Source organism: Actinoplanes missouriensis 431, assembly GCF_000284295.1.
Classification (GTDB): Bacteria; Actinomycetota; Actinomycetes; order Mycobacteriales; family Micromonosporaceae; genus Actinoplanes; species Actinoplanes missouriensis.
The window spans coordinates 4,020,835-4,036,044 of record NC_017093.1; the positions used below are offsets into that span (position 1 = coordinate 4,020,835).

Here is a 15,210-nt window from a genome sequence, read left to right on the forward strand (position 1 = left end):
TCTCGCGGCCTTCCGGGGAGAATCAGGTCAAAGCGGGCCGGGCGAGCCGCGCCACCAGCGCGAACATCCCCGCCGAGCACAGCAACGTCAGATATAGCCCGTCCGGAACGGTCACCAGGTTCATCAGATCGAGCGCCCCCACACCGAGCAGCGCCGTGAAGAACCACACGAACGACACCCGCATCACATAGGCGAAGGCGTCCCGCGCCGCCCCGGGCCGCCGCGCGCCGCCCGGGCGCACCCGCAACGACTCCGCGAACACGTCGGCCGCCTCGGCCAGCGACGGCGCGTCGATCACCCCGCGCAGGGCGGTCTCGAAGCGCGCCAGCGTCTCCCGCGCGCCACGGTGCGCAGGCTCCAGGATCAGCGCCCGGTCCACGGCCTCCCGCGCGGTCAGCGGACGCCCGGCCGCGAACAACGCGAGCCCGTAGGTGACGTGCAGATCCGCGTCGTACCCGGCCAGCTCCACCGCCACCTGCAGGTTCGCCACCGCGTCGGCGATCCGGCCGTCCGCCAGCTGCGCCCGGCCGAGCAGGTCGTGCAGCCGCGGGTTGCCCGGATCCTGCCGGCACGCCGACACCGCGGTGGCGATCGCCTCGTCGTGCTCACCGGCCGCCGTGCAGGATCGGCTGATCCAGTAGAGCGACTCGGTGCCGTCGGGGTCCTGCTGCCAAGCCGCCCACGCGGCACGCATCGCACCCCGCGCGTCGCCGAGGTCCAGCCGCGCCCGGGCCATTCGGTGCCAGGCGGCGACGTCCTCCGGCTCGCGCCCGACATGGGGCGCGAGCAGGTCCACGACGTCGCCGGCCCGTCCGCGGGCAAGCAGGGTGTCGGCCTCGTCCAGGATCGAGGATCCGGCGGGCGGGTCGAGAAGCGGCTGCTGCGTCACGCCGCCCTATTCGGTCGCGACACCCCCGACTTACGGCTCAGGCGCGTTGCACTCCGGTTGCCCCTTTTCCGGTACGCGGATCCCCGCCCCCAGAAGCGATTCCCCGTCCCCGGGTTTCCCGGTTCTGGCGAACCCGGTCCGGCGCGACCCGCCGCCGGCACCGGCGGGAGGTCAGCTCCACCCCCGTACCCGGTGAACGCGTGCCGTTTTCGGATAGCTCCCGGACGGCGGGCCGATCTCGAACAGATCGATGAGCAGGAACAGCGGATATCCCGGCGCCTGCGGCAGTTTCCGGACGACCCGGCCCTCGCAGCCGATGACCGTTCCGTCCGGTCCCCAGGCCGCGGTCCAGGTGTGCGGCGCGGCGGCCGAGAACGGAATCGTCACCTCGGCCATATCCGTCGTGAGCCGGTCGTCGGCATGGGCTTTGATCCCGCTGCGGGCGACCGTCGCCTCCGCCGTGACAGCCGACGCGTCGATTTCGAAGAGACAGATCTCCCCGGCGTCGCGGGCCGACAGATGTTCTGTTCCGACGAGCCACGCGGCGAGCATGCAGTTCTCGTCGAGGCTCGCGGAAACCGTCACCTCGACCCGGCCGGCGGACGGCGCCCAGAGCAGTTCCGTCGCCGTGGCGGTGCGGATCTCCAGCCCGTCGGGCCGGTGCCGGTGGGTGCCCGCGTGACTGCCCGTCTGGATGTTGGAGACCCGCAGCGGCGCGTCCTCCGGCCGCCAATCCGGCTGGTCAGCGTCGATGCGAAGACGCAGGCCGTGGGCGTCGAGGTCGTAGCGTGCCCGCGACCGGTCCGGCGTGGTCCAGTGTGGCAGGTAGTGATCGACCCACCGTTGCGGGCTCAGTCCGGAGCCGCGGAAATCGTCGGCGAAATCGGGCTCGCGATTCACTTCGCGAATTTCTCGAAGTGCACGACCTCGTCGAGCGGGCGCCGTTTCGGCTCGGACCAGCGGCCCTTGGTCGGGAATCCGAGCGGGATCAGCGCCATGGTGAGCGCGTCGTCGGGCAGGCCGAGCGCCCTGCGCACGTCCTCCTCGTGGCTGATGTGCAGCGTGGTGAGCGTGGCGCCGATGCCGTAGGCGCGGGCCGCCAGGATGAGGTGCTGGACAGCGCCGTAGATGGACGATCCGAGCCGCGGGTTGGTCGATTTCCCGGCGCCCAGCAAGACCGGGAAAATCCACACCGGAGCCTCCTCGATGTGGTTGGCCAGGTGCTCGGCCGCGAGGAAGCTGGCCTTGCTCATCGGGCCGCCGTCCGGCGCGTTGAGAATCTCGTCGCGCCGTGACCCGTAATGGCGTTCCCAGCCCTCTCGGTACCACGCGGCGATCTGTTGTTTCGTCGCCTCTTCGCGCACGACGATCCAGGTCCAGAACTGCCCGTTGCCGGCCGACGGCCCGCGGATCGCGGCGTCCAGGATCGCGCGGATCACATCGTCCGGGATGGGCTCGGTCGAGAGGAATCGCCGGGCCGGGGTGGAATGCAGCGCCGTCAGCAGCGGCAGATCTTCAGGGGTCATGCCGGCAGCCTACGGTTCGGTGTGCCGCGCACCACGTGATAGGCGGCGATTCCGGTAAGCCACGCCAGTCCGGCCACGAAGAACGGCGGCCAGAAGAACGGGCCGAACGTGTAGAGGACGACCAGGACCAGGGGAATCCAGGTGAGACGGAACGGCCACCAGGGCAGCCACGGAACAGCCAGAAAGAGCACCGCCGCGATGACGGTGGATATGCCGTAGTTGACGCATTCGTACACCACGAGTGCGGCCAGGAACAGCCCAGCCATCGCCCAGCCCACTCGTGGAGCGTCCACAGATCCGACGGTATCGACGCCCGCGAAATCCGCCCGTCACGTGGGCGATTCGCCCGCGTATCGACCACTCGGCCGGTACCGCAACGGTCGATCCGCGTATTCTTCCAGCGCGTGCGCGAGCCAGCCCGCGGTCCGCGCCACCGCGAAGATCGCCTCACCGGCGTCCGCCGGCATGCCGTAACTCAAGGTGAGCGCGGCGAGCGCCAGGTCGATGTTGGGCAACACCCCCGACCGGGTACGCATCGTCGCGGCCAGTTGCTCGGCGGTCTCCACGGCGGGGCCCTTCAACAGGGCGAACAGCGCCGTGGCACGCGGGTCGCCCCCTGGATAGAGCGGATGACCGAACCCCGCGACGGCGCCGCTCGACGGCGCCGCCCGCAGCCGGTGCGAGATCGTCGCGACCGGGTCGATCATCGCGTCCGCGAGCATCGGATACGCCAGCGCGCTCGCCGCGCCGTGCAACGGCCCGTCGAGGGCGGCCAGTCCGGCGCTGACGACCGCGTACGGGTGGGCGCGCGTGGACGCCGCGATCCGGGCAGTCAGGGTCGACGCGGCGATGTCGTGGTCGGCGAGCAGCACGAGAGCCGCGCTCAGCGCACGCAGCGACGCCGTGGTCGGGCTCTCCGGGGTGAGCCGGTACCAGAGCGCCTCGACCAGCGGCATCGGCTTGCCCGGCGGGGCGGCGCGGAGCGGCAACGCGTGCACCATCGTCGACATCAGCTGCCGCCCGGTCGCCACGACGGCGGCGGGGGAGGTGTCGAAGCGCAGCGGGTCGGCGGCGGCGACGGCGGCGACCGTGACGCGCAGCCGGTCGGTGAGCCGGGCGCTGTGCGGCAGCGGCTCGGTCGCCCGGTGCGCGAGGTGCAGCATGTCCCGGTTGATCGGGAACGGCGCGCTGTCGTAGTCGCCGGTCCAGAGCAGCGCCGACACGGCCTCGAACTCCTCCGTGGTGGCGAGCACGACGGCGTCGCGCCCTCGGTAGTACAGCTGACCGTCCTTGATCAGCGTGATGGCGGTCTGGATCGTCGGGGTGGTCGTGCGTTTACGGGAGGCTTCGAACGCCTCGACGTCCGCCCGGGCGAACAGGCTGCCCTTGCCGTCCGCGTTGCGGATGCTGGTCAGCTGGCCGCGACTCACGTACGCGTACAGGGTGGGGATCTTGACGCCGAGCCGCTCAGCGACTTCCTCGGTCGTCATCAGTTGATGGGGATGGCTCATGTCTCGCAGGTTCTCCCATGTGAGGGCGCCGCTGCCACGCGAAGTTCAGGGCTGTGGATAACCGGCCCGGACTGGGCCTGTGAGCGGGCCTTTCAGTGGGCCCGTCAGCTGTTTCGAAATCTTGTGCGCATCCTCTCATGTTGACTGGATCAACATTGACATCAAATCGCGTTGATTTCAGATTGAAGTCATGTTGACTGTCAATCCAGGGCTTGCCGGTGTCGTCGCGTTCGACACCCAGATAGCGGAACCGGACCGGGACGGCGGCTCGCTGCGGTATCGCGGCGTCGACATCCGCTCGCTCGCCGGTCATGTCTCGTTCGGCGACGTGTGGGGTCTTCTCGTCGACGGCGACCTCAACCGTCCGCTGCCGTCCGCCGACGCGTCGTCAATACCCGTCAACACCGGCGACCTTCGTGTTGACGTGCAAGCCGCCGTGTCAATGTTGACGCCGCGTTGGGGCGCCGGTCAATTGATCGACATCAGCGCTGAGCAGGCACGTGACGACCTGGCCCGCGCGTCGGCGAGCGTGCTGTCATACGTCGCCCAAGCCGCTCGCGGCGTTGATCGTCCGGTCGTGCCGCAGCATCGTGTCGACGCGGGCCGCAGCGCTACCGAACAGTTCTTGATCCGCTGGCAGGGCGATCCGGACCCGCGTCACGTCGTCGCGATCGATCGCTACTGGATCTGTGCGGCCGAGCACGGCATGAACGCCTCCACGTTCACGGCTCGGGTCGTCGCCAGCACCGGCGCCGACGCGCCGGCCTGTCTGTCGGCTGCCATGGCCGCGCTCTCCGGTCCACTGCACGGCGGCGCGCCGTCACGGGCACTCGGGATGATCGAAGCAGTCGAGTCCGGGATCGACGCGCGAAAGTACGTCAAGCGGGTGCTCGACAGCGGCCGGCGGCTGATGGGATTCGGTCACGCGATCTACCGTGCCGAGGACCCGCGAGCCCGCATCCTGCGCGACGCGGCCCGGGAACTCGACGCGCCACGGTACGAGGTGGCCCGTGAACTGGAGATCGCCGCGCTGACGGAACTGCGGGAGCGCAAGCCCGACCGGGTTCTCGAGACCAACGTCGAGTTTTGGGCCGCCGTGATCCTCGACTTCGCGGGCGTCCCCGCCGACATGTTCACCGCGATGTTCACGTGTGCGCGCACTGCCGGTTGGAGCGCGCACATCCTGGAGCAGAAGGCGCTCGCCAAAATCATCCGCCCGTCGGCCGACTATGTCGGGCCGGCCGAACGGGACGCTTCCGCGGTCCACGGCTGGCAGGCCGCCCTCGCCCGCAACGCCGCACCCGCCCCGGCGGCGTGATGCGCCCGCAACGCCGCATCCGCCCCGGCGGCGTGATGCGCCCGCGACGCCGCATCCGCCCCGGCGGCGTGATGCGCCCGTCCGGCAGGGCCTGCCGCGGTGGGCGAGCGGACGGGCGCGAACGGTCAACACGTGCACACAGTGTCCGACTTGACCGTTCTGCCCGCATCTAACGAAGCATCATAGCGTTTATCGGGTCAAAAGCCGCCGCGCACTGCGGCTCGGCGAACGTGAGACGCGGAAGGCGCTTGATGGCTGTCACCCCGCGGGCACCCGGTGACCCGCATCCTTATCCGGACGACGCCACCCAGGTGGTTCAGCGCGACGCTTTCGCGCTGAACGGCCCGCAGTGGGACGCACCGGCGCCCGGCACTTCCGGACCTGCGGGAACCGGCCGCCACCCCGATCCACAGCCGACCGGCTCCGGTACGGGACCGGTCGGAGCGATGGACGTGACGATGGTCATGCCGAGGCTTGACCGGCCGCGGTGGCGGGCTGTCGAACCGGGCGACCTGGAGCGGGTCGCGAAGCGGCGGCGGAACCGGCGGGTGGCGAGCACCGCGCTCGCCGCCACCGGGCTGATCGCGGTGGTCTCGGCGGCGTTCACGGTGCTGGACACCGAACCCGGTGACCCGACGTTCGCCGTGGCCGTTCCCACGGTCGTGGCCACGGGAATGTCGCCGAGCGCCGAGCCCTCGGAGCTTCCCCCGCTGCGGACGGTCACGGCCGGGCCGGTGGACAGCCCCGACGGGACGCCGTCGCCTGATCCGGATCAGTCGTCGGCGGCTCCGGGGCACTCGCCGAGCAGTCGCGCCGGAGCTCGCCGTACCGCGCAGGCACCGCCGGCCGGTCGCCGGGCGACGCGGGCGACCGTGGCGCCTACCGCGACCGTGGACCCGGACGAGACCGAGGTGAGCATCTCGTCCCCGCAGGACGGTGAGACCGTCGGCGACAGCGTCACGGTCAGCGGCGAGTCGCGGGCGCCCGACGGGTATCAGGTCTGGCTGCTGACCCGTTCCGGTCAGAGCGGGACGTGGCAGGTGGCGGGTGGGTGCGGCGAGCAGCGGCACTTCGTCTGCGATCCGGTCAGCCTGGACAGCAGCGAGGACACCCACCACCTGGCGGTGATCGTCACCGACGACGCGAACGAGCCCAGCGCCAGTCTCGCCCGCGACGAGGTGACGGTGCACCGGCCGGAGAGCTGACGAACCGGCCCGGGCCCACGAACCCGCCACCGGCTACGAGACGGCCACCCTCGCCAGCATCGGGCGGACCAGCTCGGCGAACTCGTCCGGGCGCTCGATCTGCGGCATGTGCCCGGTGTTGCCGAACAGGTGGGACTGGGCGTGCGGGAACGCGGCCCGGGCGGCCGCCAGGTGCGCGCACGGCAGGATCACGTCCCGGTCACCCCACATGATCATCGTGGGTCTGGGGTGGGCGGCGACGCGTTCCAGCAGCGCGGTCCGCCACGACGCGGCCACACCGCGGAACCCGCCGAGCGCCTTGGCGACCTCCAGGTAGACCGGGGCGAAATCGGGCTGGCGGGCCACCTTGATGGCCATCTCGATCCGCTCCGGGGTGACCAGCGAGCGGTCGGCGAAGAGTTGCCGTTCCACCCGCGGCGCGGTTCGCGGATCGATCCGGGACAGCAGCCGGCGGCCGAGGCCGGGCACGGCGAGCAGCCGCAGCGCGAACGTCACCTCCTTGCCGAAGCCGGCGCTGTTCACCAGGGTCAGCGTCGACACCCGGGCCGGAGTGGACGCCAGCATGGTCATCGAGACCGCGCCGCCGAGCGAGTTGCCCATCAGGTGCACGGATCCGAGCCCGAGCTCGTCGAGCGTCGCCCACACGCCGTCCGCGAGGACGTCCAAGGTCGTCGGCGCGGGCATGCGCTGGGAGAGGCCGAAGCCGGGCATGTCGAGGCTGATCACGCGGTACCGGTCGTCGAAGCGGTCATGCTGCAGCGACCAGTCCTCGAGGCTGCGGCCGATGCCGTGCAGCATCACCACGGCAGGGGCGTCGGACGGGCCGGTCTCGTGGACGCGGATGCGCGTACCCCGTACCCCCAGGAATCTCATCGCCGGACCACCGGCCGAGCGGAACCGGACCGCGACGCGGACGCCGTGGTCAGCGTGCGCATGATCCGTGCGTGGCCGACCGGCAGGAGCCGGGCCAGGATGTCCGGGATCTTCGCACTCGTGGAGATCAGCAGGCGCGCCTGCCGCGACGCGATCGCCCGCAGGATCTGCTCCGCGGCCTTGTCGGGGGGAAAGCTGAGCAACGCGGCGAAGAGCTTGCGGTTGGGTTCGATCTCCTTCTCCGGTACGGATACGCCTACCAGCGCGCTCTCGGCGATCCGGGTTCGAATGCCGCCGGGGTGCACGGTCGTCACGCCGATCCCGTTCTCGGCGAGTTCGGCGCGCAACGATTCGCTCAACCCGCGCAGCGCGAACTTGCTGGCGCTGTACGCGGATTGACCAGGTGGAGCGATCAACCCGAACAGACTTGACACGTTGACTAGATGCGATCCAGTCGAGAGGGCCGGCAGCAAGGCGTGGGTGAGCAGCATCGGCGCCCGGAAGTTCACGTTCATGACGGTCTCGAACTGCTCGACCGAGACCTGGTCGAAGCGGCCGCCGAGCGCGATCCCGGCGTTGTTGATCAGCAGGCCGACCCGCGGGTGATCGGCGAGGATGCCGGCTGCCAGGGCCTCCACGGTGGACCGGTCGGCGAGGTCGGCAACGACGGTCCGCACGGCGAGACCGGGATGGGCGCCGCGGATCCGGTCGGCGACCGGCGTGAGGCGTGCCTCGTCGACGTCGACCAGGACCAGGTCGCTCCCGCGCGCGGCCAGGCCGTAGGCGAGGTGTTCGCCGATGCCGCTGGCGGCGCCGGTGAGCACGGCGGTCTGTCCGGCGAAGCGGTAGGGCTTCATGAGGCCACCTTCTCAGGAACGGGCGCGTGGGTGAAGGTCATGTCGCGGGTGACGTCGGCGCGCGGGGTGGCGACGACGTCGCGCAGGTAGTTCTGCCGGACGATCCACGGATCACGGTCGCCCTGCCGGGGGAACTTGTCGAGAGCCCGCTGGACGTACCCGGAGGAGAGGTCGATCAGCGGGCGTCCGCTGCGCGCCGGGGCGGTCGGTGTGGCCGTCGCGTAGCGGTGCCGGGCCATGTGGTCGAGCAGTTTCAGCACGTACCTGTGGGAGAGGTCGGCGCGCAGCGTCCAGGAAGCGTTGGTGTACCCGATGCAGTAGGCGAAGTTCGGCACGCCGCTGAGCATCAGCCCGCGATAGGCCGCATGCTGTCCGATGTTGATCGGTTCGCCGTCGACCGCGAGCTGGACACCGCCGACCGGCAGCAGCGACAGCCCGGTCGCCGAGACGACCACGTCGGCCTCCACGATCGTGCCGGACCTGAGCCGGATGCCCTCCGGCACGAACGTGTCGATGTGGTCGGTCACCACCGACGCCCGGCCCTCGCTGATCACCTGGAAGAGGTCACCGGACGGGATCACGCAGAGCCGCTGGTCCCAGGGGTCGTAGCGGGGCTTGAAGTGCTCATCCACGTACTCGGGATTTTTCAGATATCGCACCGCCATGCCGCGCAGCGCCCGCCGGACCAGCTGCGGCCGCCGCCGCGCGAGCTGGTAGAAACCCTGCGTGAGCAGGATGTTCTTGGCGCGGGCGACCCGGTTCGCCGCCTTCGGCGGCAGAGCCTTCCGGGCCAGGTCGGCGATCACGTCGCGGTTCGGCAGAGCCGTCAGGTACGAGGGGGAGCGCTGGAGCATCGTGACGTGCGCCGCGTCGGCGGCCATGGCGGGCACCAGGGTGACGGCGGTGGCTCCGCTGCCGATCACGACGACCCGCTTGCCGGTGTAGTCCAGGTCCTCCGGCCAGAACTGCGGGTGCACGAGGGTCCCGGTGAAGTCCGACAATCCGGCGAAGTCGGGCTGGTGACCCTCGGTGTAGCTGTAGTAGCCGGCGCAGCCGTAGAGGAAGGCGCAGGTCAGGACGGATCCGTCGGCCGTGCGCACGGTCCAGCGGGAGTCCGTGCTCGACCAGTCGGCGCGCACGACACGCTGGTCGAAGCGGATGTGCCGGGTGATCCCGGCCTCGGCAGCGGTCTCCTCGATGTAGCGGCGGATCTTGTCCCCGGAGGCCAGGGACTCCGGCTCCCGCCACGGGCGGAAGGGGTAGCTCAGCGTGTACATGTCCGAATCGGATCTCACGCCCGGATAGCGGAACAGGTCCCAGGTGCCGCCGATGGCGCTGCGGGCCTCCAGGATCGCGTAGGTGTCGCCGGGGCGCTGGTCCTGGAGTCGCCAGGCAGCGCCGATCCCGGACAGCCCGGCGCCGATGATCAGGACGTCGAAGTGCTCGGTCATGCGGTCCTCCCGAACCAGGGCGGCGTGCCGGTGCCGGAGATCCGTACCCCGCCCCAAGGGTCGGGTTCGCTCAGCTTGACCGGGGTCTCTCTGCGGTCGACGACGATGACGGCTTTCCGGAGGCCGCTGCCGACCCGGTCGCGGAGCACGTCGTCGGGGTTGGTGCGGCCGGCCCAGCGGAAGCGGCCCTCGATCGGCTCGAAGCGTGCGGACATCCGGACGTCGACCGTGATCGTTCCGTCGTCGAGGCGGAGTGTGGCCGGTCCGCGGTACTCCTCGTCGTCACCACCAACGGAATAGTCAACATTGACTGAGCCGCTCGTGTCGACGGCGTTGCTGGTGTTGACTGGACCGCTCGTGTTGACGGCGTTGCTGATGTTGACTGGGCCGCTCTCGTTGACGGGGTCGTCAATGTTGACTGGGTCGTCGGTTGTCACTCGGCCTCCGTCCACTGGTGTGCGGCCAGTCCACCGGGTAGATCGGCGGCGCGTTGCATGCCGGCGATGCCGCCCCAGAGGAACGTCGTCAAGTACTCGCAGAGCGCCTCCCGGCTGATCGGCTGCTGCTGCCGCAGCCACCAGTCACCGACCGACTGGACGTAGCCGACCACCCCGTAAGCCCACGGGAGCGCGGCGCCCGAGTCGAGCCCGCGAGCACGCAGCCGGTCGCCGAAGATCCGGGCGAGGCCGCTGGCCACGGTGTCCATCACGTCGGCGACCACGTCACGGTGCCGGGCGATGTCCGGCTGGTGCACGACGAACCGGTACAGGTTCAGGTCGCCCTCGATCTGCGCCAGATAGACGTCGATGACCGCGGCGACGATCGCCCGGTCCTCCCGGAGACCGGCGACGGCCGGGACCATCGCCTCCAGGATGATCTCACCGGCCTGCTGGCCGACCGCGAGCCACAGCTCCGATTTGTCGGCGAAGTACCGGTAGAGCACCGGCTTGCTGACCCCGGCGTGCGCGGCGATGGCCTCCATGCCGATGTCCGGCCCGTGCAGCCGGATCGCCTCGATCGCCGCGGTGGTCAGCTCGGCCCGGCGTTGCTCGCGATGGTTGTCCCAGCGACCGCGACGGCCATCGCCACGCTTCGATGGGGGATTGACGGGTGGTGTGGCCGAGTTCATAGTACAAGAAGTAACTGTTACCGCCGGTAACGTCAAGACCCGTCGGAGGGCCCATGACCACCGTGACTCCGCCCGACCGCGATCGCACCGCCACCCGGCTGCTCCGCTCGTCCGCGGAGCACTCCTACGACCCCGAGGTCGAGATCGACTGGGACGCGCCGTTCGTGCCCGGCAAGTTCTTCGTGCCGCCGCACCGGTCCAGCCTCTACGGGACGGCGCTCTGGGACCGGATGACCGAGGAGCAGCGCATCGAGCTCACCAAACACGAGGTCGCGAGCATCGCCGGCCTCGGCGTCTGGTTCGAGACGATCCTCATGCAGCTGCTCATCCGCGACTACTTCAAACAGGACCCGACCGCGGCCCACGCGCAGTACGCGCTCACCGAGATCGGCGACGAGTGCCGTCACTCGGTGATGTTCGGCCGGATGATCGCCCGCCTGGGCGCCCCGGTCTACCAGCCGGACGGCTTCAACCAGTGGCTCGGCAAGTGGATCGCACACACCGGCAGCGGCCCGCGCATGTTCGCCGCCATCCTGATCGCCGAGGAGATCCTCGACACCCTGCAGCGCGAGGCGATGGCCGACGAGAACGTGCAGCCTCTGGTGCGGATGGTGTCCCGCATTCACGTCGTCGAAGAGGCACGGCACGTCCGGTACGCCCGGGAGGAACTCGCCCGCCAGATCCGGCTGGCCGGAAAGGGCCGTCTCGCGTTCGACAAGCTGGTGATCGGCCGGGCCGCGTATCTGACCGGCACCCGGCTGGTCGACCCGCGCGTCTACCGGGCCGTCGGCATCGAGCCGGAGGAGGGGCGGCGGGCGGCTCGTGCCAACCCGTACTTCCGGGAGACCATGCGATGGGCCGGCGAGCGCGTGGTGACGTACCTTGATGATCTTGGTCTGATCGGTGGGCCGGGGGCGGCACTCTGGCGTGCCTCGGGGCTGCTCGCGCGCTGATCATTGGGACGCCCCGGGGGTCGGTCCCGGGGGTTGGAGAGGGCCCGCGGACTGGGGAGTCGCGGGCCCTTTCTCCGGCTTCGCGTATCTCCTATGGCTCGGATATGGTATCGGCCATGAGCAACATGAACAGGCGAGCCGGACTCGCGTACCACACCCCGACCGGCCTGTTCTGGGTGGCGCTGACCGGGCTGTACGCCGTGATCACCTGGTGGGGCGTGGCGCGGGCGCACATGGCGGTGACCGCCACGGCCGACACGGTGCTGTTCATCGGGGCCGGACTGTGCTGCTTCGTCGCGGTGATGGACGCCGAGGACGCCTGGAGCAACTTCCGCCGGCAGAAGAGGCTCGCCGTGATCTGCGGGATGCTGCTGGGGGTGTCGCTCGCCGCCGGGCTGGTCCTCGGCTGGTGGGCCGCCGCCTGACGCGACGGCCTGGCCGCTCCCGAGCGTGGCGAGTCCGGGTGCGCCGCGCGCTTGTCAGCCGGGGTGCGCCGCGCGCTTGTCAGTCCGGGCCCGAACTCAACACGCCGGCTCAGCGCTGAGTGCCGGCCGGTCCGGCTGGTGCGCAGTGCTGTCGCGCACAGCGCCGGCTGGTGCACAGTGCTGTCGGAACGTCCCGGGACAGCACTGGGAACCAGCTCGCGCCGGCCGGCTGGCTCCCAGTGTTCTCCGAGGGCCGGTCAGACGACACTGAGCGCCAGCCGACCCCGCGAAGTTCCACGATCCACGGCTCCGGCTCCGGCTCCGGCCAGGGCCAGAGCCAGGGCTCTAGGGCTAGGGCTACGGCTGCCGGGGGAGCGGGTAGCTTTCCGCCACCCGGTGTGAGCGCATCGACGCTGTCCGTCAGAGGAGTGATGGAGGTCGCTGGGGTGCGGGACGGTTGCGGGCTGGTTGCCGATGGCCGGACGACGGACGGCTGATCACCGCGCTACCCGGGTGGCTCGGGAACGGACGGTCGGCCGGTGGGCGGGGCCTCCCGGGGCGTGTGAGATGGGCGCGACGCAACACACGAGCGCGGCGCGGCGCGGCGTCACGTGCGAGCGCGTCACCACATGCGAGCGCGGCGCCACGTGTGAGTGCCACGTCCAATACCACCAACCGGGAGCAGCTGTGATCGACGAGGCCTTGGTCGCCTACAACGCCGGCCGGGTGGACGGGGCCGCGGGCTTCCGGGACCCGCAGGTCGCCGAGGACCCCGAGCTGGGCGCCGACTACCGGATCGGGCTGCTCGACGGGCGCATCGCCGCCTTCCACCTGATGGCCGAGGTGCGCCGGATTCTGGGAGTGCGAGGATCACTCTTCGAGCACCCCGACGAATCCTGAACGACCCCGCCCGGGTCACGTTCATGAGCGAATCCTCACAACCGCCGGTGTGAGGCAAGTGACCGGCCGTTATTCTCGCGGAAACATGACATTGCCGGTCCCGAAATCAGGTCTTAGGACTCTTGCGGCGAGGCGCGATTTCCACCGGGCCACGGCACGGCCCGGTGGGGAGGATGCACGGCGGCACAGGATGGGGACCGGATGACCGAGGGCGCACTGGCGGGCTTCACCGTGGCGGTGACCGCGGAACGACGCCGGAGCGAGATGGCGGCTCTGCTGGAACGGCGCGGCGCACGTGTGGTGAGCGCACCGGCGATCACCATCATCCCGCTGGTCGACGACGACGCGTTGCGGGCGGCGACCGAGGCGTGCATCGGCCTGGAGCCGCATCTCGTGGTGGCGACGACCGGGTTCGGGTTCCGTGGGTGGCTGGAGGCGGCCGAGGGCTGGGGCCTGGCGGAGCCGCTGCGGGCGGCGATGCGGAACGCGAAGATCATCGCGCGCGGGCCGAAGCCGTGTGGCGCGATCCGGGCGGCGGGGCTCACCGAGGACTGGGCGGCCAAGACCGAGGCGTCCGAGGAAGTGCTGGAACGGTTGCTCAGCGACGGTGTGGCCGGCCGGCGGATCGTGGTGCAGGAGCACGGTGAGCCGCAGACCGAGTTCGTCGACGCGCTGCGTAACGCCGGCGCGGCGGTGGTCGAGGTGCCGGTCTACCGCTGGGCGATGCCGCCGGACGTGGCGCCGGTGCGCCGGATGGCCGAGCAGGTGGCGGCCGGGCAGATCGACGCGGTGACGTTCACCAGCGCGCCGGCGGTGAAGGCGTTCCTGCGGATCGCGCAGGACGCGAACGCCGACGTGGGCGCCGCGTTCGCGAGCTCGACGCTCGCCGCCTGCGTCGGGCCGGTCACGGCCGCGCCGCTCGTCGAGCGGGACATCCCGGTGATCACCCCGGAGCGGTACCGGCTGGGCGCGCTGATCAAGACGGTCACCGACGAGTTGCCCCGGCGGGCGGTCCGGCTGCGGGTGGCGGGTTCCACCCTGGAGGTACGGGGTCACGCGGTCCTGATCGACGACGCCTTCCACGCCCTGGCGCCCGCCGCGATGGCGATCCTGGTGTCGCTGGCCCGGCGGCCCGGCGTCGTGGTGTCGAAGGAGCAGCTGGCCGACGCGCTGCCGCGGGGCAACGACGGGCACGCGGTGGACGTGGCGGTGGCCCGGCTGCGGGCGGCGCTCGGCTCCGGCAAACACATCGAGACCGTGATCAAGCGCGGCTACCGGCTGCGCGTCGACGAAGCGGCGTAACGACGCCGCCCTGCAAGTACAAGTAACAGCGTCGCCCGCAAGTAAAAAGACAACGAATCCACCGGACTGCGACGACGCCGCCGGAACACCACGGGACGCCTCTCCCCGGCGTACCCGAAATGCCTGATGTCTTTGCCGGGCTGAATCCGCACGAGACTCAAGGAGAACCACGTGACCGAAACACTCATCGCTGTCGCCCACGGCACCCGTTCGCCCTCGGGGCGGCGGCAGATCGAGGATCTGGCCCGTGCGGTGGCGCGGCGCCGGCCCGGCCTCGACGTCCGGCTCTGCTACGTCGACGTGCAGGAACCCAAGGTGCCCGATGTCGTCGCGGCGGCGAGGAGCAACGGCGAGAACGCCGTCGTCGTCCCCCTGCTGCTCTCCTGCGGATACCACGTCCGGGTGGACATCGCGGAGGCCGTCGCGGGGACGGGTTTCCCGGTGGCCGGCCCGCTCGGACCGGATGCGATCCTGCTGGACAGCATGGCGCGCACCCTGCCGGATGCCGACGCGGTGGTTCTCGCGGCGGCCGGCTCCTCGGATCCGCTGTGGCGTGCCGATGTGGAGAACGTCGCGGCCCGGCTGAACGCGGAGATCGGTTACACGTCGGGGAGCGGGCCGCGTGTGGCGGACGTCGTCGCGCGGCTGCGGCAGGACGGCGCGAGGACGGTCGGCGTCGCCGCCTACCTGCTCGCGGACGGGCTGTTCTACCGCTCTCTGCACGGCTCGGGGGCGGATGCGGTGACGCCGCCGCTGTGCCACGACGCGGCGGTCGTCGATCTGATCCTGCGGCGCTGCGATGAGGCGAGGACGGGCGCGCGGCTCACAACGCTGGCCGGAGCGTTGTAGGGAATTCCTGACAACAGCGTCA

The 15,210-nt window shown here is 70.6% G+C and carries 17 protein-coding genes; 7 read left to right on the top strand and 10 right to left on the bottom strand.

Features of this window, described 5'->3' with window-relative positions; all coding sequences use genetic code 11:
* Nucleotides 1–22 precede the first annotated feature (22 nt).
* The 5 genes from AMIS_RS18870 to AMIS_RS18890 form a co-directional block, all read right to left on the bottom strand.
* Complete coding sequence (locus tag AMIS_RS18870) at nucleotides 23–889, bottom strand: tetratricopeptide repeat protein (RefSeq protein WP_014443947.1); 867 nt, start codon at nucleotides 887–889, stop codon at nucleotides 23–25.
* A gap of 171 nt (nucleotides 890–1,060) precedes the next feature.
* Entirely contained in the window at nucleotides 1,061–1,789 is a 729-nt protein-coding gene (locus AMIS_RS18875; protein WP_014443948.1) for a LamG domain-containing protein, read from the bottom strand.
* Complete coding sequence (locus AMIS_RS18880) at nucleotides 1,786–2,415, bottom strand: nitroreductase family protein (protein WP_014443949.1); 630 nt, start codon at nucleotides 2,413–2,415, stop codon at nucleotides 1,786–1,788. Before AMIS_RS18880 ends, AMIS_RS18875 begins: the two co-directional genes overlap by 4 nt.
* Nucleotides 2,412–2,708, bottom strand: a complete 297-nt coding sequence (locus tag AMIS_RS18885; RefSeq protein WP_157434929.1) for a hypothetical protein — start codon at nucleotides 2,706–2,708, stop codon at nucleotides 2,412–2,414. The genes AMIS_RS18880 and AMIS_RS18885 overlap by 4 nt, the downstream gene beginning before the upstream one ends.
* 36 nt (nucleotides 2,709–2,744) lie before the next feature.
* Entirely contained in the window at nucleotides 2,745–3,905 is a 1,161-nt protein-coding gene (locus AMIS_RS18890) for a citrate synthase (protein WP_231859342.1), read from the bottom strand.
* 211 nt (nucleotides 3,906–4,116) lie between these two features.
* Between AMIS_RS18890 and AMIS_RS18895 the strand changes: the two genes are divergently transcribed.
* Nucleotides 4,117–5,244, top strand: a complete 1,128-nt coding sequence (locus AMIS_RS18895) for a citrate synthase 2 (RefSeq protein WP_014443952.1) — start codon at nucleotides 4,117–4,119, stop codon at nucleotides 5,242–5,244.
* Between the two features lie 251 nt (nucleotides 5,245–5,495).
* The gene (locus AMIS_RS18900) at nucleotides 5,496–6,449 is read left to right on the top strand and encodes a hypothetical protein (protein WP_041829897.1); all 954 of its coding nucleotides are present in this window, start codon (nucleotides 5,496–5,498) and stop codon (nucleotides 6,447–6,449) included.
* Nucleotides 6,450–6,482: 33 nt separating this feature from the next.
* On the opposite strand, the gene AMIS_RS18905 is transcribed toward AMIS_RS18900, so the two are convergent.
* Genes AMIS_RS18905 through AMIS_RS18925 form a run of 5 tightly spaced genes read right to left on the bottom strand, consistent with a single transcriptional unit; the run spans nucleotide 6,483 to nucleotide 10,759 of the window.
* The gene (locus AMIS_RS18905) at nucleotides 6,483–7,322 is read right to left on the bottom strand and encodes an alpha/beta fold hydrolase (RefSeq protein WP_014443954.1); all 840 of its coding nucleotides are present in this window, start codon (nucleotides 7,320–7,322) and stop codon (nucleotides 6,483–6,485) included.
* The gene (locus AMIS_RS18910) at nucleotides 7,319–8,179 is read right to left on the bottom strand and encodes an SDR family NAD(P)-dependent oxidoreductase (RefSeq protein ID WP_014443955.1); all 861 of its coding nucleotides are present in this window, start codon (nucleotides 8,177–8,179) and stop codon (nucleotides 7,319–7,321) included. The genes AMIS_RS18905 and AMIS_RS18910 overlap by 4 nt, the downstream gene beginning before the upstream one ends.
* Entirely contained in the window at nucleotides 8,176–9,630 is a 1,455-nt protein-coding gene (locus tag AMIS_RS18915; RefSeq protein ID WP_014443956.1) for a flavin-containing monooxygenase, read from the bottom strand. The genes AMIS_RS18910 and AMIS_RS18915 overlap by 4 nt, the downstream gene beginning before the upstream one ends.
* Nucleotides 9,627–10,067 carry a DUF4873 domain-containing protein gene (locus tag AMIS_RS41740; RefSeq protein WP_014443957.1) on the bottom strand — a complete coding sequence of 147 codons (441 nt, stop codon included), beginning with the start codon at nucleotides 10,065–10,067 and terminating at the stop codon, nucleotides 9,627–9,629. Before AMIS_RS41740 ends, AMIS_RS18915 begins: the two co-directional genes overlap by 4 nt.
* Nucleotides 10,064–10,759, bottom strand: a complete 696-nt coding sequence (locus AMIS_RS18925) for a TetR family transcriptional regulator (protein ID WP_014443958.1) — start codon at nucleotides 10,757–10,759, stop codon at nucleotides 10,064–10,066. The genes AMIS_RS41740 and AMIS_RS18925 overlap by 4 nt, the downstream gene beginning before the upstream one ends.
* Before the next feature lie 53 nt (nucleotides 10,760–10,812).
* Between AMIS_RS18925 and AMIS_RS18930 the strand changes: the two genes are divergently transcribed.
* The 5 genes from AMIS_RS18930 (at nucleotide 10,813) to AMIS_RS18950 (ending at nucleotide 15,188) form a co-directional block, all read left to right on the top strand.
* Nucleotides 10,813–11,712, top strand: a complete 900-nt coding sequence (locus AMIS_RS18930; RefSeq protein ID WP_014443959.1) for an AurF N-oxygenase family protein — start codon at nucleotides 10,813–10,815, stop codon at nucleotides 11,710–11,712.
* A 116-nt stretch (nucleotides 11,713–11,828) separates the two neighbouring features.
* Nucleotides 11,829–12,137, top strand: coding sequence for a hypothetical protein (locus AMIS_RS18935; RefSeq protein ID WP_041829898.1), 309 nt, complete (start codon nucleotides 11,829–11,831; stop codon nucleotides 12,135–12,137).
* 687 nt (nucleotides 12,138–12,824) lie between these two features.
* Complete coding sequence (locus tag AMIS_RS18940; protein WP_231859343.1) at nucleotides 12,825–13,037, top strand: hypothetical protein; 213 nt, start codon at nucleotides 12,825–12,827, stop codon at nucleotides 13,035–13,037.
* A 201-nt stretch (nucleotides 13,038–13,238) separates the two neighbouring features.
* Complete coding sequence (locus AMIS_RS18945; RefSeq protein ID WP_014443962.1) at nucleotides 13,239–14,339, top strand: uroporphyrinogen-III synthase; 1,101 nt, start codon at nucleotides 13,239–13,241, stop codon at nucleotides 14,337–14,339.
* A 171-nt stretch (nucleotides 14,340–14,510) separates the two neighbouring features.
* Nucleotides 14,511–15,188: a sirohydrochlorin chelatase gene (locus AMIS_RS18950; protein WP_014443963.1), complete on the top strand. Its 678-nt coding sequence runs from the start codon at nucleotides 14,511–14,513 to the stop codon at nucleotides 15,186–15,188.
* The last annotated feature ends 22 nt before the right edge of the window (nucleotides 15,189–15,210 follow it).